General features: G+C 68.6%; 16 protein-coding genes and 1 pseudogene. 14 read left to right on the forward strand and 3 right to left on the reverse strand.

The genetic code is table 11. From position 1 onward, the window contains the following. Positions 1-88: 88 nt before the first annotated feature. The 4 genes from uvrA to AC3A6R_RS22465 all read left to right on the forward strand — a co-directional run bounded on the left by uvrA (position 89) and on the right by AC3A6R_RS22465 (position 9,124). Positions 89-5,842: an excinuclease ABC subunit UvrA gene (gene uvrA / locus AC3A6R_RS22450; RefSeq protein WP_487865627.1), complete on the forward strand. Its 5,754-nt coding sequence runs from the start codon at positions 89-91 to the stop codon at positions 5,840-5,842. Between the two features lie 32 nt (positions 5,843-5,874). Further along, the gene (locus AC3A6R_RS22455; RefSeq protein WP_487865628.1) at positions 5,875-6,927 is read left to right on the forward strand and encodes a histone deacetylase family protein; all 1,053 of its coding nucleotides are present in this window, start codon (positions 5,875-5,877) and stop codon (positions 6,925-6,927) included. Between the two features lie 116 nt (positions 6,928-7,043). Next, entirely contained in the window at positions 7,044-8,015 is a 972-nt protein-coding gene (locus AC3A6R_RS22460) for a Bug family tripartite tricarboxylate transporter substrate binding protein (RefSeq protein ID WP_487862379.1), read from the forward strand. Between the two features lie 137 nt (positions 8,016-8,152). Next, positions 8,153-9,124: a tripartite tricarboxylate transporter substrate binding protein gene (locus AC3A6R_RS22465; RefSeq protein ID WP_487862380.1), complete on the forward strand. Its 972-nt coding sequence runs from the start codon at positions 8,153-8,155 to the stop codon at positions 9,122-9,124. 111 nt (positions 9,125-9,235) lie between these two features. Here AC3A6R_RS22465 and AC3A6R_RS22470 read toward each other — a convergent pair whose 3' ends face one another. Then, positions 9,236-9,925, reverse strand: a complete 690-nt coding sequence (locus AC3A6R_RS22470) for a Crp/Fnr family transcriptional regulator (RefSeq protein ID WP_487862381.1) — start codon at positions 9,923-9,925, stop codon at positions 9,236-9,238. A 35-nt stretch (positions 9,926-9,960) separates the two neighbouring features. On the opposite strand from AC3A6R_RS22470, the gene AC3A6R_RS22475 reads away from it, so the two are divergent. From AC3A6R_RS22475 to AC3A6R_RS22500, 6 genes are all read left to right on the forward strand, one after another. Beyond that, positions 9,961-11,100 carry an aminotransferase class V-fold PLP-dependent enzyme gene (locus AC3A6R_RS22475; RefSeq protein WP_487862382.1) on the forward strand — a complete coding sequence of 380 codons (1,140 nt, stop codon included), beginning with the start codon at positions 9,961-9,963 and terminating at the stop codon, positions 11,098-11,100. After that, a complete protein-coding gene (locus tag AC3A6R_RS22480; RefSeq protein WP_487862383.1) occupies positions 11,097-11,540 on the forward strand; it encodes a hypothetical protein in 444 nt (147 codons plus the stop codon). Before AC3A6R_RS22475 ends, AC3A6R_RS22480 begins: the two co-directional genes overlap by 4 nt. Before the next feature lie 19 nt (positions 11,541-11,559). After that, entirely contained in the window at positions 11,560-12,543 is a 984-nt protein-coding gene (locus tag AC3A6R_RS22485; RefSeq protein WP_487865629.1) for a Bug family tripartite tricarboxylate transporter substrate binding protein, read from the forward strand. Beyond that, positions 12,540-12,965 carry a RidA family protein gene (locus AC3A6R_RS22490; protein ID WP_487862385.1) on the forward strand — a complete coding sequence of 142 codons (426 nt, stop codon included), beginning with the start codon at positions 12,540-12,542 and terminating at the stop codon, positions 12,963-12,965. The genes AC3A6R_RS22485 and AC3A6R_RS22490 overlap by 4 nt, the downstream gene beginning before the upstream one ends. Positions 12,966-13,025: 60 nt before the next feature. Then, positions 13,026-13,805, forward strand: a complete 780-nt coding sequence (locus AC3A6R_RS22495; protein ID WP_487865630.1) for a cyclase family protein — start codon at positions 13,026-13,028, stop codon at positions 13,803-13,805. 194 nt (positions 13,806-13,999) lie between these two features. Further along, positions 14,000-14,170: a hypothetical protein gene (locus AC3A6R_RS22500; RefSeq protein ID WP_487862387.1), complete on the forward strand. Its 171-nt coding sequence runs from the start codon at positions 14,000-14,002 to the stop codon at positions 14,168-14,170. A 9-nt stretch (positions 14,171-14,179) separates the two neighbouring features. On the opposite strand, the gene AC3A6R_RS22505 is transcribed toward AC3A6R_RS22500, so the two are convergent. Next, positions 14,180-15,034, reverse strand: a complete 855-nt coding sequence (locus tag AC3A6R_RS22505) for an HAD-IIB family hydrolase (RefSeq protein ID WP_487862388.1) — start codon at positions 15,032-15,034, stop codon at positions 14,180-14,182. Between the two features lie 95 nt (positions 15,035-15,129). Here AC3A6R_RS22505 and AC3A6R_RS22510 point away from each other — a divergent pair, with 95 nt between their 5' ends. From AC3A6R_RS22510 to AC3A6R_RS22520, 3 genes and pseudogenes are all read left to right on the forward strand, one after another. Continuing rightward, positions 15,130-16,134 carry an ABC transporter ATP-binding protein gene (locus AC3A6R_RS22510; protein WP_487865631.1) on the forward strand — a complete coding sequence of 335 codons (1,005 nt, stop codon included), beginning with the start codon at positions 15,130-15,132 and terminating at the stop codon, positions 16,132-16,134. 56 nt (positions 16,135-16,190) lie between these two features. Further along, positions 16,191-16,967 (forward strand): annotated as a pseudogene (locus tag AC3A6R_RS22515) (ABC transporter permease). A gap of 14 nt (positions 16,968-16,981) precedes the next feature. Further along, a complete protein-coding gene (locus AC3A6R_RS22520) occupies positions 16,982-17,785 on the forward strand; it encodes an ABC transporter permease (RefSeq protein ID WP_487862390.1) in 804 nt (267 codons plus the stop codon). Between the two features lie 12 nt (positions 17,786-17,797). Here the strand turns inward: AC3A6R_RS22520 and AC3A6R_RS22525 are convergent, their stop codons facing one another. After that, positions 17,798-19,435, reverse strand: a complete 1,638-nt coding sequence (locus tag AC3A6R_RS22525) for a peptide chain release factor 3 (protein WP_487862391.1) — start codon at positions 19,433-19,435, stop codon at positions 17,798-17,800. Positions 19,436-19,591: 156 nt separating this feature from the next. Here AC3A6R_RS22525 and AC3A6R_RS22530 point away from each other — a divergent pair, with 156 nt between their 5' ends. Then, a complete protein-coding gene (locus tag AC3A6R_RS22530) occupies positions 19,592-21,118 on the forward strand; it encodes a Fic family protein (RefSeq protein ID WP_487862392.1) in 1,527 nt (508 codons plus the stop codon). Positions 21,119-21,192 lie beyond the last annotated feature (74 nt).

Consider the following 21,192-nt stretch of genomic DNA (forward strand, 5'->3'; position numbering starts at 1 on the left):
CCCTGCGCGGGCGCGGAGCATCTGGCGCGGGGCGCATGAGCGTCATGGTTGGCTCCCTAGAATGTTTGCCCCACCCCCCAAGGCACTCATGACACAGGGCTCCATCCGGATTCGCGGCGCGCGCCAGCACAATCTCCAGAACCTCGACCTCGACATCCGCACCGGCGAGATGACGGTCGTCACCGGGCCCAGCGGCTCGGGCAAGTCGAGCCTCGTTTTCGACACCCTCTATGCCGAAGGCCAGCGGCGCTACGTGGAGACCTTCTCGGCCTACGCGCGCCAGTTCTTGGACCGCATGGACAAGCCGGCGGTCGACAAGGTGGAAGGCGTGCCGCCCGCCATTGCCATCGACCAGACCAACCCGGTGCGCTCCTCGCGCTCGACGGTCGGCACGATGACCGAGCTCAACGACCACCTGAAGCTGCTCTACGCACGGGCGGCGCAGCTCTTCGATCGCGAGACCGCGCTGCCGGTGCGCCACGATTCCCCCGACAGCATTTACGCCCGGATCGCCGAGCGCGCGGCGGCGGCGGGCGATCCGCGCATCCTGGTCACCTTTCCGGTCGAGCTGCCCGCGGGCACGTCGGCCGAGGAAGTCACGCAGTGGCTCTCGGCCAGCGGCTTCACGCGCGTGCAGTCGGAGCGCGAGGTGGCCACGCCCACGGGGCCGCGCAAGGTGCTCGATGTGGTGGCCGACCGCTTTCGCGTGTCGAGCGCCGAGCGCGCGCGCGTGGTCGAGGCGATCGAGGTGGCGCTCAAGCGCGGCAGCGGGCGCGTCACCGTGCACGCGCTGGCAGCGGACGAGAACGTGCCCGCCGAAGTCTGGAAGTTCTCGACCGGCCTGCATTGCCCCGAGAGCGACGTCCGCTACACCGACCCGATCCCGTCGATGTTCTCGTTCAACTCGGCCGTGGGCGCCTGCGAGACCTGCCGCGGCTTCGGCCGCGTGATCGGCGTCGACCTGGGACTGGTGATCCCGAACGACAAGCTCACGCTGCGCGCCGGTGCCATCAAGACCATCCAGACGCCGGCCTGGAAAGAGGCGCAGGACGACCTCATGCGCCACGCCGAGGCGGCCGGCGTTCCACGCGACACGCCCTGGTACAAGCTCACCGACGAGCAGAAGCACTGGGTGATCGAGGGCACGCCCAACTTCAAGCAGGGCAACTGGAACAAGCAGTGGTACGGCGTGCGCCGCTTCTTCGGCTACCTGGAAAGCAAGGCGTACAAGATGCACATCCGCGTGCTCTTGTCGAAGTACCGCAGCTACACGCCGTGCCCGGTGTGCAGCGGCGCGCGGCTCAAGCTCGAGAGCCTGCTCTGGCGCATCGGCAGCAACGAAGACGCCGACGCGGTGCTGCCACCCGAGAAGCGCTTCATGCCGCAGGGCGTGAAGTGGACGCGCGCGCAGCTCGAGGCGCTGCCCGGCCTCTGCCTGCACGACCTGATGCTGCTGCCGATCGAGCGGCTGCGGCGGTTCTTCGACCGGGTCGAGCACCACGGCAACGGCACACCCGCGAGCGAAGGCGAGGCGCAGGCGCTGAAGCTGCTGTTCGAGGAAATCACCACCCGGCTGCGCTACCTGCACGACGTGGGCATCGGCTACCTCACGCTCGACCGCCAGAGCCGCACGCTGAGCGGCGGCGAGGTGCAGCGCATCAACCTGACGACCGCGCTCGGTACCTCGCTGGTCAACACGCTGTTCGTGCTCGACGAGCCCAGCATCGGCCTGCACCCGCGCGACATGAACCGCATCACCGAAGCGATGCTGCGTCTGCGCGATGCCGGCAACACGCTGGTAGTGGTCGAGCACGACCCGGCCGTGATGCTCGCGGCCGACCGCGTGATCGACATGGGGCCCGGGCCCGGCATCCGCGGCGGGCAGATCGTGTTCGACGGCAGCACCGACCAACTGCGCGATGCCGACACGCTCACTGGCCAGTATCTCGGCGGGCGCAAGAAGATCGGCATGGGCTTCAAGCGGCTGGTGAGCGAGAACACGCACCGGCTCATCCTCGAGGGCGTGCGCGAGCACAACCTGCAGAACATCACCGTGGAGTTTCCGCTCGCGCGCCTGGTGTGCGTGACCGGCGTCAGCGGCTCGGGCAAGTCGACGCTGGTGCAGGACGTGCTCGCGCCGGCGCTGATGCGCCACTTCGGCAAGGCCACCGAGACGCCGGGTGCGCACGACCGGATGCTCGGCGCCGATCACCTCGGCGACGTGGTCTTCGTCGACCAGTCGCCGATCGGCAAGACCGCGCGCTCCAACCCGGCAAGCTACGTCGGCGCCTGGGACGCGATCCGCGAGATCTTCGCCACCGCCGCACTCTCGCGCCAGCGCGGCTACACCGCGAGCAAGTTCAGCTTCAACTCGGGCGACGGACGTTGCCCGACCTGCGGCGGCTCGGGCTTCGAGCATGTGGAGATGCAGTTCCTGTCGGACGTGTACCTGCGCTGCCCCGACTGCGACGGCCGGCGCTACCGGCCCGAGATCCTCGAGGTCAAGGTCGAGCGCAAGGGCAGGAGCTACAGCGTGGCCGACGTGCTCGAGCTCACCGTGGCCGAGGCGGCCGCGGTGTTCGAGGCCGACCGCGACGTGGTGCGCGTGCTGCAGCCGATCTCCGACGTGGGGCTCGACTACGTCAAGCTCGGCCAGCCGGTGCCCACGCTGAGCGGCGGCGAGGCGCAGCGCCTCAAGCTCGCGGGCTTCCTGGCCGACGCCGCCAAGAGCGCGACGGCCAGCAGGCAATCGGTCGCGCGCCGGGGCACGCTGTTCCTGTTCGACGAGCCGACCACGGGCCTGCACTTCGACGACATCGCGCGGCTGATGCGCGCGCTGCGCAAGCTGCTCGACGCGGGCCATTCGCTGATCGTGATCGAGCACAACCTCGACGTGATCCGCGCCAGCGACTGGTGCATCGACCTCGGCCCCGAAGGCGGGGAGGGCGGCGGCCGGGTGGTGGCCGAGGGCACACCCGAGCAGCTGCGCGAGAACCGCGCCTCGCTCACCGGCGCGGCGCTGGCCGACTACGAGCTCGCGGTCGGGCCCGAGGCCTACAAGGTGGCCGAGCGCGCCGCGCGGCGCTACGTCGCCAATGCCAAGGCGGCGCCCGGCGGCAAGGCGATCGAGATCGTCAATGCGCGCGAGCACAACCTGAAGAACCTCAGCGTCCAGATCCCGCGCGGCAAGTTCAGCGTGGTGACCGGCGTCAGCGGCTCGGGCAAGTCCACGCTGGCCTTCGACATCCTGTTCAACGAAGGGCAGCGCCGCTACCTCGAATCGCTCAATGCGTATGCGCGCAGCATCGTGCAGCCCGCGGGCCGGCCCGAGGTCGACGCGGTCTACGGCATTCCGCCGACGGTAGCGATCGAGCAGCGCCTGTCTCGCGGCGGCCGCAAGAGCACGGTGGGCACCACCACCGAGGTCTGGCATTTCCTGCGCCTGCTCTACGTGAAGCTCGGCGTGCAGCACTGCACGCGCGACGGCGCGGCGGTGCAGCCGCAAACGCCCGACAGCATCGCCGCGCAGCTGATGCGCAACTTCAAGGGCCAGCACATCGGCCTGCTCGCGCCGCTGGTGAGCAACCGCAAGGGTGTCTACACCGAGCTGGCCGACTGGGCGCGCCCGCGCGGGTTCACGCACCTGCGCGTAGACGGCGAGTTCCTGCCCACCACCGGCTTTCCGCGCATCGACCGTTTCAAGGAGCACAGCATCGAGCTGCCGGTGGCCAGCCTCGACGTGCTGCCGTCGCAGGAGACCGAGCTGCGCGAGGCACTGGCCCGGGCGCTCGAGCACGGCAAGGGCGTGGTGCATGTGCTGAGCGAACTCGACGGCCTCAGGGCCGCCATGATGGCCGGCGCGCCGGCCGCGGGCATAGGCCGCGTCCATGTGTTCTCGACGCTGCGCGCGTGCCCGGTCTGCAGCGCCAGCTATGCCGAACTCGACCCGCGCCTGTTCAGCTACAACAGCAAGCACGGCTGGTGCCCCGACTGCGTGGGCACCGGCGTCAAGCTCAGCAAGGACCAGCGCAAGGTCTTCGACGACTCGGTGCTCGGCGACGACAGCAAGGGCCGCGAGCAGACCTTTGCCGAACCCGAGGTGGAGGACTTGGCCGACACCGCCTGCCCGACCTGCGAAGGCACGCGCCTCAATGCCACCGCGCGCGCGGTGAGCTTCGGCGTCTCGCAGGGCGACGGCTCGGGCGGCATCGGCATCACCGAGCTCGCACGCATGAGCGTGACCGAGGTGCGGCAGTGGTTCGAGGGCCTGGCGCTCACGGGGCGCGAAGCCGAGATCGCCCGCGACCTGGTGCCAGAGATCAAGAGCCGGCTCGAGTTCCTCGAGGAGGTGGGCCTCGGCTACCTCACGCTCGACCGCGGCGCGCCCACGCTCTCGGGCGGCGAAGCGCAGCGCATCCGCCTGGCGGCGCAGCTCGGCAGCAACCTGCAGGGCGTGTGCTACGTGCTCGACGAGCCGACCATCGGCCTGCATGCGCGCGACAACCAGATCCTGCTGAACGCGCTGCACAAGCTCGGCGAAAAGGGCAACACGCTGGTGGTGGTGGAGCACGACGAAGACACCATCCGGCGCGCCGACCACATCATCGACATCGGCCCGAGTGCCGGCAAGCGCGGCGGCCGCCTCGTGGCCGAAGGCTCGGTGGCCGACGTGCAGGCCGCGCCCGAGTCGCAGACCGGCCGCTACCTGCGCGATGCCATCAAGCATCCGCTGCAGGCCCGGCGCCTGATTCCCTCGCCCGATCCGAAGGCCGAGGACAGCGGCAACTGGCTCACCGTGCACGGCGCCGACCTGCACAACCTGCAGGACGTGACGGCCACGCTGCCGCTACACCGCCTCGTGGTGGTGACCGGCGTCAGCGGCTCGGGCAAGTCGACGCTCGCGCGCGATGTGCTGCTGGCCAGCGTGCAGGGCATCGTGATCCAGCGCATGACCAAGGCCGGTCGCGACGCCGATGCCGCGGGCAAGCGCGCGGCCTGGTCCGGCTGCCGCAAGGTCGAGGGCTACGAGACCGTCGACCGCGTGCTCGAGGTCGACCAGACCCCGATCGGCAAGACGCCGCGCAGCTGCCCCGCCACCTACATCGGCTTCTGGGACACCATTCGAAAGCTCTTCGCCGACACGCTGGAAGCCAAGGCGCGCGGCTACGGCCCGGCGCGCTTCAGCTTCAACACCGGCGAAGGCCGCTGCCCCGGCTGCGACGGTGCCGGCGTGCGCACCATCGAGATGAGCTTTCTGCCCGACGTGAAGGTGCCCTGCGAGGTCTGCCACGGCGCGCGCTTCAACCCCGAGACGCTGGCCGTGAGCTGGCGCGGCAAGAGCATCGGCGAGGTGCTGCAGATGGAAGTGGACGAGGCGGTGGCGTTCTTCGCCGCCATGCCCAACATCGCCCATCCGCTGCAATTGCTGAAGGATGTCGGCCTGGGGTATCTCACGCTCGGCCAGCCGTCGCCCACGCTGTCGGGCGGCGAGGCGCAGCGCATCAAGCTCGTGACCGAGCTCAGCAAGGTGCGCGACGACGTGACCCGGCGCGGCCAGAAGGCGCCGCACACGCTGTACGTGCTCGACGAGCCGACGGTGGGGCTGCACATGGCCGACGTCGAACGGCTGATCCATGTGCTGCACCGGCTGGTGAACGGCGGCCACAGCGTGGTCGTGATCGAGCACGACCTCGACCTGATCGCCGAGGCCGACTGGATCATCGACCTCGGCCCCGAAGGCGGCAACGCCGGCGGCCGCATCGTGGCGGCGGCGCCGCCCGAAGAGGTTGTGCGGCTCGGCACGCACACCGGCGTGGCGCTGGCGCCGGTGCTGGCGCGCTGAGCGCGCTCAGCGCGCTCCGGCATGATGGCGGGATGCTCACCATCTACAACGACCGCCATGCGCTGCACCAGGGCAAGGTGGAGATGTTCCGCGGCGAACTGGTGCCCTGCTTCGAGGTGCCCGCGCGCGTCGACCATGTGAAGGACGAGCTGCTGCGCCGCGGCCTCGGCCCGCTCGCGGCGCCCGACGATGCCTTCGACGAAGCGCTGCTGGCCCGCGTGCATGCGCCGCGCTACCTCGACTTCATCGCCCATGCGTGGGACGAGTGGGTGGCGCTCGATCCGTCGAACGCCGCGCGCGATGCGCTGCCTTCGTACTGGCCCACGCGTGGCATGCGCACCGACGTGCTGCCAAAGAGCTTTCCGGCGCGCATGGGCCTGTTCGCCTTCGACGCGGGCACGCCGCTCATGGCCGGAAGCTGGGCCGCCGCGCGCCACGGCGTCGCCTGCGCCTGGACCGCGGCGCAGCGGGTGGGCGCCGGCGCGGGCGCGTCCTTCGCGCTCACGCGGCCGCCGGGTCACCATGCGGGCGCCGACTTCTTCGGCGGCTACTGCTTTCTCAACAATGCCGCGGTTGCGGCGCAGGCGCTGCGCGATGCGGGCGTGGAGCGCGTGGCCGTGCTCGACGTCGACTACCACCATGGCAACGGCACGCAGGCCATCTTCTACGAACGCGGCGACGTGCATTTCGCCAGCCTGCACGGTGACCCGCTGACCGACTACCCGTACTACCTGGGCCATGCCGACGAGCGCGGCGCCGGTGCGGGCGAGGGCTTCAACCACAACCTGCCGCTGCCGCGAGGCACCGACTTCGCGGGCTGGCGTGCGGCGCTCAAATCCGCGCTCGAACGGATCGCCGCAGTGAAGGCCGGCGCGCTCGTGGTCTCGCTCGGCGTCGACACCTTCGAAGGCGATCCCGTCGCGGGCTTTCGCCTTCGAAGCGACGACTACCTGCGCATGGGCGAAGACCTCGCGCGCGCCGGCCTGCCGACGGTCTTCGTCTTCGAAGGCGGCTATGCGGTGGACGAGGTCGGCGTGAATGCGGTCAACGTGCTGCAGGGCTTCGCGCAGGCCGCGAGAAAATAGGCCCCCTGCCGCGCACGCGACAGTCATCGGGTTGCCCCGATTGCCTCCGGCCCCGGCGCAGGGCCCAATGCGCGCTTTCGTTTTATTTTCATCCGTTTCTTCTTCAGGAATCTGCCATGTCCCGCCGCTCCCTTCTCTGTTGTGCCGCAACGCTCGCCGCTTGCGGAATCCTTTCGCCGCTGTCGGCGCTGGCGCAGGCTTTTCCCGCCAAGCCGATCAAGCTGGTGATCGCTTTCCCCGCCGGTGGCCCCACCGACATCACGATGCGCCAGCTCGCCGAGAACGCCAGCAAGATCCTCGGCCAGCCCGTCATCATCGACAACAAGCCCGGCGCCGGCGGCACCCTGCCCGCGCAGGCGCTGCAGACCGCGCAGCCCGACGGCTACACCGTCGCGCAGATCCCGCTCGGCGTGTTCCGCCTCGGCTACACCACCAAGCTGACCTGGGACCCGCTCAAGGACATCAGCTACGTGCTCAACGTCACCGGCTATGCCTTCGGCATCGTGGTGCCGACCGACAGTCCGTTCAAGAAGTGGGCTGACTTCGTCGCCTACGCCAAGGCCAACCCCGGCAAGCTCACCTACGGCTCCACCGGCAACCTCACGAGCCCGCACCTCACGACCGAGATCCTTGCGCAGCAGGCCGGCATCGAACTGCAGCACGTGCCCTACAAGGGCAGCGCCGACCTGATGCTCGCCGTGCTCAGCGGCCAGCTCATGGCCGCCGCCGACAGCACCGGCTTCGCGCCGCAGGTCGAGGCCGGCAAGCTGCGCGTGCTCAACACCTGGGGCGAGAAGCGCCTGGCCAAGTTCCCAGATGCGCCCACGCTGAAGGAGCTGGGCTACAACATCGTGCAGAACTCGCCGTTCGGCATCGGCGCCCCCAAGGGCACACCGCCCGAGGTGGTGAAGAAGCTGCATGATGCGTTCAAGCAGGCGATGGAAGAGCCAAGCTACGTCGCGTCGCTGGACCGCTACGACATGCTGCCCAACTACATGAGCTCGGCCACGTACACCAAGTTCGCGCAGGACACGGTCGTGCGCGAGAAGGCGGTGATCGACAAGCTGGGGCTGGCGAAGCAGAAGTAAGAAGACGGGCAAGAAGGCCGTGGAGCCTTCTTGCTAACGTTTTGGAGTTGCATGCGCGACAGGGCAAGGGCGAGCCCTGATTGCCGCGGCAGTGGCAGGCGAGCCCAATGCGCTTTCTCATACTTCAGGAGGAAGCCATGTCTCGCCGAACGTCTCTTCTGTGTGCCGCAGCGCTCGCGCTTTGCGGGATCGCCTCGCCTTTGTCAGCGCTGGCGCAGAACTTTCCCGCCAAGCCCATCAAGCTGATCATCGCCTTCTCGGCCGGCGGTCCGACCGACGTCACGATGCGCCAGCTCGCCGACAACGCGAGCAAGATCCTCGGTCAGCCGGTCCTCATCGAGAACAAGCCCGGCGCTGGTGGCACCCTGCCGGCGCAGACGCTGCAGATCGCGCAGCCCGACGGCTACACCCTGGCGCAGATCCCGCTCGGCGTGTTCCGCATTGGCTACACCACCAAGATCAACTGGGACCCGCTCCAGGACATCAGCTACGTGCTCAACGTCACCGGCTATGCCTTCGGCATCGTGGTGCCGACCGACAGTCCGCTCAAGACCTGGGCCGATTTCGTCGCCTACGCCAAGGCCAACCCCGGCAAGCTCACCTACGGTTCCACCGGCAACCTCACGAGCCCGCACCTCACGACCGAGATCCTTGCGCAGCAGGCCGGCATCGAGCTGCAGCACGTGCCGTACAAAGGCAATTCCGAGGCGATGTTCGCCATCCTCAGCGGTCAGATCATGGCGGTGTCCGACAGCACGGGCTTTGCACCGCACGTGGAGTCGGGCAAGCTGCGCGTGCTGAACACCTGGGGCGAGAAGCGCCTCGACAAGTTCCCGAATGCACCCACGCTGAAGGAGCTGGGCTACAACATCGTGCAGACCTCGCCGTTCGGCATCGGCGCCCCCAAGGGCACACCGCCCGAGGTGGTGAAGAAGCTGCACGATGCCTTCAAGCAGGCAATGGAAGAGCCGAGCTACGTGGCCGCGCTCGCCCGCTACGACATGCTGCCCGACTACAAGAGCTCGGCGGACTACACCCAGTTCGCGCGGGACACGGTGAAGCGCGAGAAGGCGGTGATCGACAAGCTGGGGCTCGCGAAGGAGAAGTGATCCACGCGGCGCGCGGAATGCCGAAATTCCGCCGCTTGTAAACCCGTTGACATACGGCACTGCGCGGTCTTCCTAGACTCGCCCGCAGTTCGACGCGCGCACGCCATCACATCAGGTGGCGCGCCGTCGCAGCCCCTCGATGTCACGGATGACGCAATGCGCATTGATTCTGTCGGTCAGACCCTGCTCCTGAAGCTGGATCAGCACGTTCGAGACCATGACGCGGCTCAGGCCGGTGATGTTGGCCATTTCCTGGTGGGTGAAGGCGATGCCGATCACCGTGCCGACCGTCGACGGCTCGCCGTAGGTGTCGGCAAGCTGCACCAGGTGATGGATCACGCGCTGCGCGGCAGTGGCCTGGCTCAGCAGCAGGTTCTGGTTGGCGAGTATGCGCAGCTTGACGTTGGCCAGCCACAGCACCTGGCGCAGGCAGGCAGCGTCGCGTTCCATGCATTGGAGCAACTGCGCTCGCCCGACCTGGCGCGCCACCACGTCCGACGAGGCCACGGCCGTCACCGAATGCCTGCCGTCCAGGAAGGCACTGCATTCGCCCACCATGCCGTGCGTTCCCACGATCGCCATGTGCTTCTCATGCCCCGCGGCCGACAACAGCACCAGCCGCACGCGGCCTTCTTCCACCACGTAGACGTGGCGCACGGCGTCGCCCTGGAAGAACAGCGTCTCGCCCTTGCCGAAGCGCACGACCGGCGCGTCGTCGGTGGCCAGCAGCGCGTCCCAGCAGAAATGCGGCAGTTCGATCCACGCAGAGGGAAACCCGGCGGGGTCGGCAGTCTTGTTCATCGCTCCAACGCCTTGTCGTCATGCAAGGCAGATTCATGAAACATCCATTCTCGTCCTACCGAAAGCTCTTTCCCATCCTGGCGCACACGGCCCAGCTCTCCAGTTGCTCGCAGAGCGCCTTGAGCCTGCCGGTGCGCCAGGCGATCGACGACTATCTCGATGTCTGGGTCCGCCGCGGCGCGGACTGGGGCTACTGGATGGAGCAGGTGGCGCTGGCGCGCGCCGAGTTCGCGCGGATGATCGGCGCGGACGCGAACGACGTGGCGGTGCTCGGCAGCGTCTCGGATGCGGCCTCGAGCATTGCTTCGACGCTGCGTTTTGAACCGGGGCGCGACACCGTTGTGACCACCACGCTGGACTTTCCGTCGCTGTGCCACGTGTGGCTCGCGCAGCAGCCGCGCGGCGCGCAGGTGCGCCTCGTGCAGGCGCAGGCCGGCGAGGCTCGCGCCGCCGACCGGATCGTCGAGGCGATCGATGCGCGGACCGCGCTGGTCTCGGTATCGCAGGCCTGCTACTACGACGGGCAGATCGTCGACATCGCCGCCACCGGCCGCGCCGCGCGCGCCGCCGGCGCCATCCAGTTCGTGGATGCGTACCAGTCGGCGGGAGCTATCGACATCGATGTCCGCGCGCAAGACGTCGACGTGCTCGCCGCCGGTGCGCAGAAGTACCTGCTCGGCATTCCCGGCATCGCTTTTCTCTACGTGCGGCCCGCACTCGCGCGGCAGCTCACGCCGACGGTCACGGGCTGGTTCGGCCGCGTGGACCCGTTCGCCTTCGATCCCGCGGGGCTCGACTTTGCCGACGGCGCGGCGCGCTTCAACACCGGCACGCCGCCCATGATGTGCGCCAGCGTGGCGCGCGCGAGCATGGCGTTGCTCAACGAGATCGGCATTCCGGCCATCGAGTCCTATCTGGCCGGGCTCTCGGCCGTGGCGCTCGAGGAAGCCGCGCAGCTCGGGCTGTCGGTCGCGAGCCCGGCGCTGCCGGCCGTGAAGGGCGCCAACACGGCCATTCGCGTGCCCGGCAACTCGGCCGCGCTCGAAGCGCAGATGCTGAAGGCCGGCTACGTGGTCTCGGCGCGCAACGACGTGGTGCGCATCGCGCCGCACTTCTACAACACGGCCGACGAAGTGGTCGGCGCACTGCGCGCGCTGGCGCAGCTGACCCGATGACGACCACGGCCCATTGCGCGTCGGTACGGTGCAGCGTGACGGCAGGGCGCGCGCAGGCGTACCTCGCCGACGGGCTGCGGCTCGGCCGCTGGGCGCTGGGCTGCTGGCAGGCGGAGCCGGTCGGCGACGGCGTGGTGCGCGGCCATTCGCTGTTCGATGGGCAGCCCGCGTGGGTCCGGCCCGTGGCCGATGCGCAGGGCTTCGGCGTGACCTACCACGTCGGCGATTCGGCGGCCACGCTGGTCCCGCGCATCCGCGCCACGGTCGAGCCCACCTCCAACGGAACCGCCTGCCACATCGGCCTGCACGCGGAGCGCACACCTGGCATGGACGATGCACGCTGGCTGCGGCTGGTGCGCTGCCACGAGGTGGAGGTCTTGCTGATCGAAGCGCAATTGATGGCGCTGCAGGCTTTGCCACCTCCCGCCGCTCCTCTTTGACAACCCTGGAGAAGACATCATGCAACGACGAACATTCGGTCCGGCCCTCGCGGCCACCCTGCTGGCGCCCTGGTTGTCGGCGCCGCTGCCGGCGCGTGCGAAGCGCCCGGGCGGACCGATCCGCGTGCTCGTGGGCTTCTCGCCTGGCGGCGCCACCGACGTGGTGGCGCGTGCGCTGATCGAGCGCCTTGGCAAGGCCATGGACGGGCAGCTCTTCATCGTCGAAAACCGGCCCGGCGCTGGCGGACAGATCGCGGCGCAGCTGCTGAAGGCGGCACCGCCCGACGGTGGCACGATCATGCTGTCGATCGACCACACCCAGGTGATCGTGCCGCTCACCATCGCCGCGGCGGGCTACGACCCCGGGGCCGACTTCACCGCGATGGCCGGCGTGGCCACCTACTACAACGTGATCGCTGTGAGCTCGCGCATCGGCGTCAAGACGCTGCCCGAACTCGGCGCCTGGATGAAGGCCAACCCGAAGGAGGCCAACTACGGCATCCCCGCTGCCGGCAGCGTGCCGCAGTTCATCGGCCAGATCGTCGGCCGCTCCTTCGGCGTGGCGGTGAACCCCGTGCCTTACAAGGGCGGCGCACCGATGGTGCAGGATCTGCTGGCCGGCCAGGTGCCGATCGGCATCGCGTCCATGACCGAGCTGATCGAACACCACCGCGCGGGCAAGGTGCGCATCCTCGCCAGCTCCGGCACTGAGCGCAGCCGTACCGCGCCGGACATCCCCACTTTTCTGGAGCTCGGCTTCAAGGGGGTCGACAAGAATCCCTGGCTGGCCTTCTTCGGTCCGAAGGGGCTGCCGCAGGAATTCGTGCTGCAGTTCGACGGCGCGGTGAAGGCGGTGCTCGCGCAGCCTGATCTGCAGGAGAAGCTGGCCCGCATGGGCAACGAAGTAATGGCCGCGCCCGCGCGCGAGGTGCAGCAATGGGTGGTCGATGCCACGGCGCACTGGGGCCGCGTGATCCGCGAGACCGGATTCAAGCCGGTATGAAAAGCATCGACGAACCCGGCACCGGCCGCCGTTTCATCCAGAGCGGATCGCCGTACGAGGAACTCGCCGGCTATTCGCGCGCCGTGGTCGACGGCGACTGGATCATGGTGTCCGGCACCATCGGGCAGGACTTCGCGAGCGGCGAATTTCCGGACTCGGCCGAAGCGCAATGCGAGTTGGCACTCGACACCATCGAAGCGGCGCTGGCCGAGGCGCAGTCCGATCTCGGCGACGTGCTGCGCGTGCGCGTCTACGTGCCCGACCGCGGCGACGTGGTGGCCGTCAGCCAGGTGCTGCGCCGCCGGCTCGGCGCGAACCGTCCCGCCAACACCACCGTGTGCTGCCCGCTCGCGGTGGCGCAGGCGAAGGTCGAGCTCGAGGTGACTGCGCGGCGGCGCCGAGGCGCGCCGGATTCCGCCTGAAGCGGCGGTCAGGCGATCCATTTGTTGTTCTTGTTCACTGTTCTTGCCAAGGATCCTTCGATGAGCCTTCTCACGCAACTCGCCCAGGCCATGGGCAACCGTTCGGTCCGCACCATCGACCTCACGCACACCCTGAGCGAGGATTTCCCCGCGCTGCAGCTGCCGCCGCAGTTCGGCCAGGTGGCAGGCTTCAAGATGGAGCGTATCTCCCATTACGACGAGGCGGGACCGGGCTGGTACTGGAACAACTTTTCGTGCGGCGAGCACACCGGCACCCACTTTGATGCGCCCGCGCACTGGATCACCGGCAAGGACCATCCGCACAACACGGTCGACACCATCGAGCCGGGCGCCTTCATCGCGCCCGCGGTGGTGATCGACGCCAGCGCCGAGGTGGCGCAGAACGACGACTGGCTGCTCGATGTCCCGTTCCTGCAGGCCTGGGAATCGCGGCATGGCCACATCCCCGAAGGCGCATGGGTGCTTCTTCGCACCGATTGGTCCCGCCGCGTCGGCGACCCGGCGGCCTTCGTCAATATGCGCGAGGACGGCGCGCACACGCCGGGGCCCACGCAGCAGGCTGTCGAATGGCTGATCGGCGAGCGACGGGTGCACGGCTTCGGCGTCGAGACCATCAACACCGATGCGGGCCAGTCCTATGGCTGGCCGATCGCGTATCCGTGCCACACGCTGATGCACGGCGCCAACAAGTACGGGCTGCAATGTCTCCGGAACCTCGACCAGCTGCCGCCGACCGGCGCGCTGATCGTGTCGGCACCGCTGAAGATCCAGGGCGGGTCGGGGAGTCCGCTGCGGGTGCTGGCGTTGGTGGAAGACTGAGGCTGGGGAAAATTCCTGAGGACTTTTTCCTCGGTGTCGCGCCGGCTCCGGCGGGGCGTTTTACTGGCTGACCGATCAATTAAAGAATGCTTTAGTGCCCCGGTCCGCCGTTCAAGAACGCTTTCATCCATGCGCAGACGGGGTCCTGCGGACGGCGACTGAGAGGGTACCGTCTGTTCGAGCTGTTGCCCCTGATGCCGCGCTTCACCATCGAGCGGGTGCGCCAGAAGCTCGATACCACTTTTCCGACGGCCACTGCGGCCGTGAAGACGCTCGAAGATCTGGGCATCGTGGCGGAGCTGACCGGCCAAAAGACGAACCGCAGATTCAGCTATCAGCGGTACATCGCACTGCTGACGGGTTGAAACCGAAGATCAATTGGAAGAGGAAACGGGCGGCTGGTTGCGCGCGGCCAGCACCGCCCGCACCGCCTCCGCAAACCCCGCCCCCCTCTCGCCCTGCGTCACATAGCGCGGCAGGTGCTCCAGCTGCGGCACGAAGCGCGCCACGTTCGCCACGCCGATGCTGTGCGCGAAGCTGCGGAACATCAGCTGGTCGTTCGTCGAATCGCCCACGTAGGCCCAGCGGTCGATCTCGTCGTCGAGCGTGCGGCCCCAGAGCTCGCGCGTGATCCAGCGGGCGCCCTCGAGCTTGTCGTTGTCGCCGTACCAGCCATTGACGTGGATGCTGCTCACGGTGGCGTGCATCCCTTCGCTGCGCATCAGGGCGACCACCTGCGCGATGGTGTCGTCGCCGAGCTGCACGAACTCGCTGTGGTCGATGGCGATGTCGGTCTCGCGGCCGGCCGAGTCGGTGGCGCGCCGGGCGCCGGGGATCTCGCGCTCGATGCGTGCGAGCACGGCCTGCATGCGCGCGAAGTTGGCGGCGCGGGTCGCCGCGTCCTGCTGGTAGCGCTTCTGCAGCTTGCCGCCCGGAAGCGGCAGCAGCGCCACCGCGCCGTTCTCGGCCACGATCGAATCCACGGGCCAGGCCGAGACGAAGGGCTCGCTCCAGCCCACGGGGCGGCCGGTGATGGCCACCACGTGCAGCCCGGCGGCCTTGAGGTCGGCAAGCGCCTGCAGCGCGTCGGGCGTGATCGCACCGTCGGTTGTCAGCGTGTCGTCGATGTCGGTGAACACGCCCATCAGGTTGGCGCGCGCGGCGGTCGGCCACTGCCTGAGCGACAGCAGGTGATGGGGCGAAGGGGGCAGGGGAGGCGACGGTTGCATGGCGGTGAATCGGTGGGGAGCCGTGATCCTACGGCGCTTTCGTGGTGTAGCATCCCGCCCCCGCAGCGCCATCGGGCGGTGCGCCGCCTGCTTCCATGTCCCACATCGCCGTCGACCGACTCCGCAAGACCTACCGCATCTCCGAGCGCGACCCGGGCGTGATGGGCGCGTTGCGCGGGCTGGTGCAGCGCCGGTACCGCACGGTCGAGGCGCTCTCGGGCGTGTCGTTCTCGCTGGAGCGCGGAGAGCTGCTGGGCTTCATCGGACCGAACGGCGCGGGCAAGTCGACCACCATCAAGATCCTCGCCGGCATCCTCCGGCCCGACGGGGGCAGCGTGACGGTCGACGGGCGCGATCCTTTTGCCGACCGCGAACGCCACGTGGCGCGCATCGGCGTGGTGTTCGGCCAGCGCACCCAACTCTGGTGGGACCTGCCCGTGGGCGACGGCTTCGACCTGCTGCGCGACATCTACCGCGTGGACGCCGCGCGCTACCGCCGCACGCGCGACGAACTGGTTGCACTGCTGCAGCTCGAGCGCGTGCTCGACCAGCCGGTGCGGCAGCTGTCGCTCGGCCAGCGCATGCGCGCGGAGATCGCGGCGGCGCTGCTGCACGAGCCCGAGATCCTGTTCCTCGACGAGCCCACCATCGGCCTCGACGCGCCCTCGAAGCTCGCGGTGCGCGACTTCGTGCGCCGCGCCAACCGCGAGCGCGGCACCACGGTGCTCCTGACCACGCACGACATGCACGACATGCACGACATCGAGGCGCTGGCGCGGCGCGTGATCGTGATCGGCCATGGCCGCGTGCTGGCCGACAGCCCGGTGGAGGCGCTGCGCGCGCAGGTACTGGCCGAGCGGCGCCTGGTGGTCGATTTCGCGCCAGGTGCGGAACTGCCCGCGCAAGTGGACGGCGCGCGGGTGCATTCGCGCGACGGCCAGACGCTGGTGCTCGACTTCGATCCGGCCAAGACCGCCGCGCCCGCGCTGATTTCGCGCATCGCGGCCGCGCATGCCGTGGAAGACATCCGCCTCGAGGGCCTGCCGATCGAGGCCGTGATCGCGCGCTTCTATGCCATGCACGGAGCGGCCGAAGCGTGAACCTCCGGACCCGCGCGCGTCCCTACGCGGCCGCTTTTGCGTCGCGCTTCCTGCAGATGCTGCAGTACCGCACCGCCGCGCTCGCGGGCTTTGCCACGCAGTGCTGGTGGGGCGGCATCAAGGTGATGGTGCTCGCTGCGTTCTATGGCGGCGCGGCAGTCGCAGGCTCGCCGATGTCGCTGGCCCAGGCCGTGACCTACACCTGGCTCGCGCAGGGCCTGCTCGCGCTGCTGCCGTGGCTCGGCGACCCCGAAGTGGCGCAGGCGGTGCGCACCGGCGCCGTGGCCTATGACCGGTTGCGCCCGGTCGATGCCTAGGCGCTGTGGTTCGCGCGCAGCGCTGGCTGGATCGCCGCGCGCGTGCTGCCGCGCGTGGCGCTGATGGCCGCCTTCGCGGCCGTCGCGCTGCCTCTGGCCGGGTTTGACAACTGGGCCTGGCAGCCGCCCGCGAGCCTGGCCGCCGCGGCCGCGTTCCTCGCGTCGGCGGTGCTGGCGCTGCTGCTGTCGACGTCGATGGTGATGCTGCTCAACATCGCGGCAGCGGCGGCGCTCAACGAACGCGGCATCAATGCGCTGGCGGCACCGGTGGTCATCGTGTTCTCGGGCAACCTGCTGCCGCTGGCGCTGCTGCCCGATGCGTGGCAGCTGGCATTGCTGCTGCAGCCCTTTGCGGGCATCGTCGACATTCCCGCGCGGCTGTATTTCGGTATGGTGCAAGGGCCGCAGGCGTTGGCCGCGCTCGGCCTGCAGTGCTTCTGGATCGCGGCGGTGGTCGCGATCGGCCACCGGGCGATGCACCGCACGATGCGCAGCCTTGAAGTGCAGGGCGGCTGAGGGGCGTTGAAGCGATGGGATCGACCGCGCTCTTCCTGCGCCTCGTGCGCGCCTCGCTCGCCGGGCAGGCCCGCTATCCGGCGTCGGCGCTGATGCTGACGCTGGGGCAGTTCCTCGCGACCGGCATCGAGGTGGTCGCGGTCTGGGCGCTGTTCCACCGCTTCGGCGACGTGCAGGGCTGGACCCTCGGCGAAGTCGCCGTGTTCTACGGCTTGGTCAACTGCATGTTCGCCGTGGCCGATGCGCTGGGGCGCGGCTTCGACGTGCTGGGCACCGAGTTCTTGCGCACCGGCGCCTTCGACCGGCTGCTGCTGCGCCCGCGGCCGCTGGTGCTGCAACTGATGGGCCACGACTTCCGCATCAGCCGCCTGGGACGCCTGCTGCAGGGCGTGCTGGTGCTGGGTCTCGGCACCGCGCAGACGGGCATCGGCTGGACGCCCGATGCGGTGGCGGTGGCGCTGTTTGCGCTGGCCGGCGGCGTGGCGCTGTTCCTCGGCATCCTCGTGCTGCAGGGCACGCTGTCGTTCTGGACCGTCGAAAGCCTGGAGCTCGCCAACGTGCTGACCTATGGCGGTGTGCAGGCGGCGCAATATCCGTTGGCGCTCTATGCGCAGTGGTTCCGCCGCGTGCTGACCTTCATCGTGCCGCTGGCCTGCGTCGCCTACTACCCGGTGCTCGCGATCCTCGGCAAGCCCGATCCGCTCGGCGCGCCGCCGTGGCTGGGCTGGGTCTCGCCGCTCGCGGGCTTCGTGTTCCTTGCGGCGGCGTTCGGCGCGTGGCGCGTGGGCCTGCGCCGCTACGCTTCCACCGGCAGCTGAACAAAGAGCAGGCTACCCGGCGTTCTGCAGCGCCAACCCCGCATGCTCGCGCAGCGGATGGAAGTGGATCTTCGGAAAGCGCTCCTGCGCCAGCCGCACGTCGTAGGGCGAGGTGCACAGGAAGGCCAGCGTGTCGGCCGCGTCCTTCGCCATGCGCTGCGGGTACGCGTTGACGAACTCGCGCAGCTCGGGCGGCGCGTCGGCCGTGATCCAGCGCGCGCCGGTGTACTGGCAGCCTTCGAGCCGCACGTCGGCGTCGTACTCGGCCTTCAGGCGGTGCTGCACCACTTCGAACTGCAGCTGGCCCACGGCGCCGAGCAGCATCGGTCCGCCGATCTCGGGGCGGAACACCTGGATCGCGCCTTCCTCGCCGAGCTGGGCCAGGCCCTGCTGCAGCTGCTTGGTGCGCAGCGGGTTCTTCAGGATCACGGTCATGAAGAGCTCGGGCGCGAAGAACGGCAGGCCGGTGAACTGGAGCGACGCGCCGTCGGTGATGGTGTCGCCGAGCTGCACGCCGCCGTGCGTGGTGAAGCCGACGATGTCGCCCGCGTAGGCTTCTTCCACCGCCTCGCGGCGCTGGCTCATGAAGGTGACGACGCTGGTCGGCCGCAGCTCCTTGGCGGTGCGCTGCACCTTGAGCTTCATGCCCGGCGTGTACTTGCCCGAGGCCATGCGCACGAAGGCGATGCGGTCGCGGTGGTTGGCGTCCATGTTGGCCTGCACCTTGAAGACCACGCCCGCGAAGTCGCGGTCCTCGGGCTGGATCTCCTTGACGACCGGCTGCCGGTTGACCAGCGTGGTGCTGGTGCGCGACTGCGGCGAGGGCGCGAGGTCGACCAGCGCCTCGAGCACTTCCATCACGCCGAAGTTGTTGACGCCGGAGCCGAAGAACACCGGTGTCTGCTTGCCTGCCAGGAAAGCCTCGCGGTCCCAGGTGGGGGAGGCGCCGGTGGCGAGCTCCATGCTTTCCATCGCCGACTCGAAATCGGCGCCGAAGCGCTTGGTGAGCGTGTCGCGTTCACTCAAAGGGATGGTTTCGAAGTCGTGCGGCAGCCGCTCGCTGCCCGATTCGAACACCGTCATCGCCTGCGTGCGCAGGTTCATGATGCCGCGGAAGCTCTTGCCCTGGCCCACGGGCCAGGTCATCGGCACGCAGGGCATGCCGAGCTCGCGCTCCACCTCGTCGAGGATGTCGAGCGGCTCGCGCACCTCGCGGTCCATCTTGTTGACGAAAGTGATGATCGGCGTGTCGCGCTGGCGGCAGACCTCGATCAGCCGCCGCGTCTGCGCCTCCACGCCGTTGGCCGCGTCGATCACCATGAGCGCGGAGTCGACGGCCGTGAGCACGCGGTAGGTGTCTTCGGAGAAGTCCTTGTGGCCGGGCGTGTCGAGCAGGTTGATCACGTGGTCGCGGTACAGCATCTGCATGACCGACGAGGCCACCGAGATGCCGCGCTGCTTCTCGATTTCCATCCAGTCGGAGGTGGCGTGGCGCGAGGCCTTGCGCGCCTTCACCGAACCGGCGATCTGGATCGCGCCCGAGAACAGCAGCAGCTTCTCGGTCAGCGTGGTCTTGCCGGCGTCGGGGTGGGAAATGATGGCAAACGTCCGTCTGCGCCTGACTTCATCAGTGAATGGGCCGTGAGCCATTGATCACTCTCTTGTCTGTGTGCACACAGTTGTGCGCGTTTTCAAAGCTGCTCCAGGGGAGCAATGCAGCATAATAACCTAAAAATTACTTGACATCAAAACCTAGAATTCGTGCAACAATAAAACCTAATTATCACGAAGCAGAATTCCCTAACAATGGCAACGCCCGCAGACAAGCTCGCCCAGTCCCTCGCTGCCTTGAAGGCACTACAGGACACGCGGGCGGTCGCCATTCGAGCCTCCGACCTGACGCGCGTTCATCGGGAGCGCCTGCTCAGGAATGGCTTCATCCGTGAAGTGATGAAGGGCTGGTATGTCCCGGCCAGGCCTGACGGCGCGGCCGGCGAGAGCACCGACTGGTATGCCTCGTTCTGGCCCTTCTGCGCAGCCTACCTGACGGAGCGGTTCGGGGAGGACTGGTGCCTCGGCGCAGAGCATTCCGTCGCGCTGCATACCGGCAACTGGGACGTGCCGCGTCAGCTCCTCGTGCGCGCGACACGCGGCGGCAACAAGCCGACCGGGCTGCTGCACGACACGTCGATCTTCGACCTGCGCCTCGAAGTTCCCGCTGCCCGAGACATCGAGGTGGTGGACGGCCTGCGTCTCATGCGCCTGCCCACGGCGCTGGTGGCCTGCGCGCCCGGGCACTTCGCGGCGCACGCGGTCGAGATGCGGGCAGCACTCGCCATGATTGCCGATGCCTCCGACGTTCTGGCGCGCCTGCTCGACGGGGGACACAGCAGCATCGCCGGACGGCTCGCCGGCGCCTTCCGCAACATCGGCCGCGACCCGATTGCGGAGACGATCACCGCGACGATGCGCACGGCTGGCTACACCGTCAACGAAACCGATCCCTTCAACGACCGCCCGTCGGTCGCGATCGGACAGCGGGAAACATCTCCCTCCGTCAACCGGCTGCGCATGTCCTGGGCAGAAATGCGCGGGCCCGTGCTGGAGCGCTTTCCGCGTGCGCCCGGCCTGCCCGTCGACGCCGCGGCGTATCTGCGCCAGGTGGAAGACGTCTACGTGGCCGACGCCTACAACTCCCTCTCCATCGAGGGCTACCGGGTCAGCGCCGAACTGATCGAGCGCGTGCGTTCCGGCAGCTGGAACCCCGATACCGCGGCAGACCGCGCGCATCGGGACGCACTGGCGGCCCGTGGCTACTGGCAGGCCTTCCAGAAGATCAAGGAAACGCTGGGCCGGATTCTGCAAGGGCTGAACGCAGGGGAGGCCGCGCGAGCCGACCACGGCACCTGGTACAGGGAGATGTTCGGCCCCAGCGTCGCGGCAGGCATCCTGAAGCCTGCGGATCTCGCGGGCTATCGCAGCGGGCCCGTGTTCATTCGCCAGTCCATGCATGTGCCGCCGCGCAGCGAAGCCGTGCGGGCGTTGATGCCCGCCTTCTTCGATCTCCTGCGCGAGGAGCCGGAAGCTTCGGTGCGGGTCGTGCTCGGCCACTTCTTCTTCGTGAACATCCATCCGTACTTCGACGGCAATGGACGCATGGGCCGCTTCCTCATGAATGCGATGCTGGCATCGGGCGGGTATCCATGGGCCATCATTCCGCTGGCGCAACGGTCCCGTTACATGGCCGCGCTCGAGGCGGCGAGCGTCGGCCGGGACATCCGGCCTTTCGCTGAGCTTCTGGCCGAGCTGGTGGCCGCCGGCAAGACGCCTTAGCAGGCTGTTGAATTTCTCCCCTGTGTAAACGGGGCCTACAGGGTCATCGTTGTTGATACCGTGTTCATGCTCAT

The sequence above is a fragment of the Variovorax sp. Soil_C_19 genome (genome assembly GCF_057657255.1).

What these genes read in the sequence shown, in the direction of transcription:
- uvrA (WP_487865627.1), top strand. Translation starts at nt 89, where the DNA reads ATGACACAGGGCTCCATCCGGATTCGCGGCGCGCGCCAGCACAATCTC.
- AC3A6R_RS22455 (WP_487865628.1), top strand. Translation starts at nt 5,875, where the DNA reads ATGCTCACCATCTACAACGACCGCCATGCGCTGCACCAGGGCAAGGTG.
- AC3A6R_RS22460 (WP_487862379.1), top strand. Translation starts at nt 7,044, where the DNA reads ATGTCCCGCCGCTCCCTTCTCTGTTGTGCCGCAACGCTCGCCGCTTGC.
- AC3A6R_RS22465 (WP_487862380.1), top strand. Translation starts at nt 8,153, where the DNA reads ATGTCTCGCCGAACGTCTCTTCTGTGTGCCGCAGCGCTCGCGCTTTGC.
- AC3A6R_RS22470 (WP_487862381.1), bottom strand. Translation starts at nt 9,925, where the DNA reads ATGAACAAGACTGCCGACCCCGCCGGGTTTCCCTCTGCGTGGATCGAA.
- AC3A6R_RS22475 (WP_487862382.1), top strand. Translation starts at nt 9,961, where the DNA reads ATGAAACATCCATTCTCGTCCTACCGAAAGCTCTTTCCCATCCTGGCG.
- AC3A6R_RS22480 (WP_487862383.1), top strand. Translation starts at nt 11,097, where the DNA reads ATGACGACCACGGCCCATTGCGCGTCGGTACGGTGCAGCGTGACGGCA.
- AC3A6R_RS22485 (WP_487865629.1), top strand. Translation starts at nt 11,560, where the DNA reads ATGCAACGACGAACATTCGGTCCGGCCCTCGCGGCCACCCTGCTGGCG.
- AC3A6R_RS22490 (WP_487862385.1), top strand. Translation starts at nt 12,540, where the DNA reads ATGAAAAGCATCGACGAACCCGGCACCGGCCGCCGTTTCATCCAGAGC.
- AC3A6R_RS22495 (WP_487865630.1), top strand. Translation starts at nt 13,026, where the DNA reads ATGAGCCTTCTCACGCAACTCGCCCAGGCCATGGGCAACCGTTCGGTC.
- AC3A6R_RS22500 (WP_487862387.1), top strand. Translation starts at nt 14,000, where the DNA reads ATGCCGCGCTTCACCATCGAGCGGGTGCGCCAGAAGCTCGATACCACT.
- AC3A6R_RS22505 (WP_487862388.1), bottom strand. Translation starts at nt 15,034, where the DNA reads ATGCAACCGTCGCCTCCCCTGCCCCCTTCGCCCCATCACCTGCTGTCG.
- AC3A6R_RS22510 (WP_487865631.1), top strand. Translation starts at nt 15,130, where the DNA reads ATGTCCCACATCGCCGTCGACCGACTCCGCAAGACCTACCGCATCTCC.
- AC3A6R_RS22520 (WP_487862390.1), top strand. Translation starts at nt 16,982, where the DNA reads ATGGGATCGACCGCGCTCTTCCTGCGCCTCGTGCGCGCCTCGCTCGCC.
- AC3A6R_RS22525 (WP_487862391.1), bottom strand. Translation starts at nt 19,435, where the DNA reads ATGGCTCACGGCCCATTCACTGATGAAGTCAGGCGCAGACGGACGTTT.
- AC3A6R_RS22530 (WP_487862392.1), top strand. Translation starts at nt 19,592, where the DNA reads ATGGCAACGCCCGCAGACAAGCTCGCCCAGTCCCTCGCTGCCTTGAAG.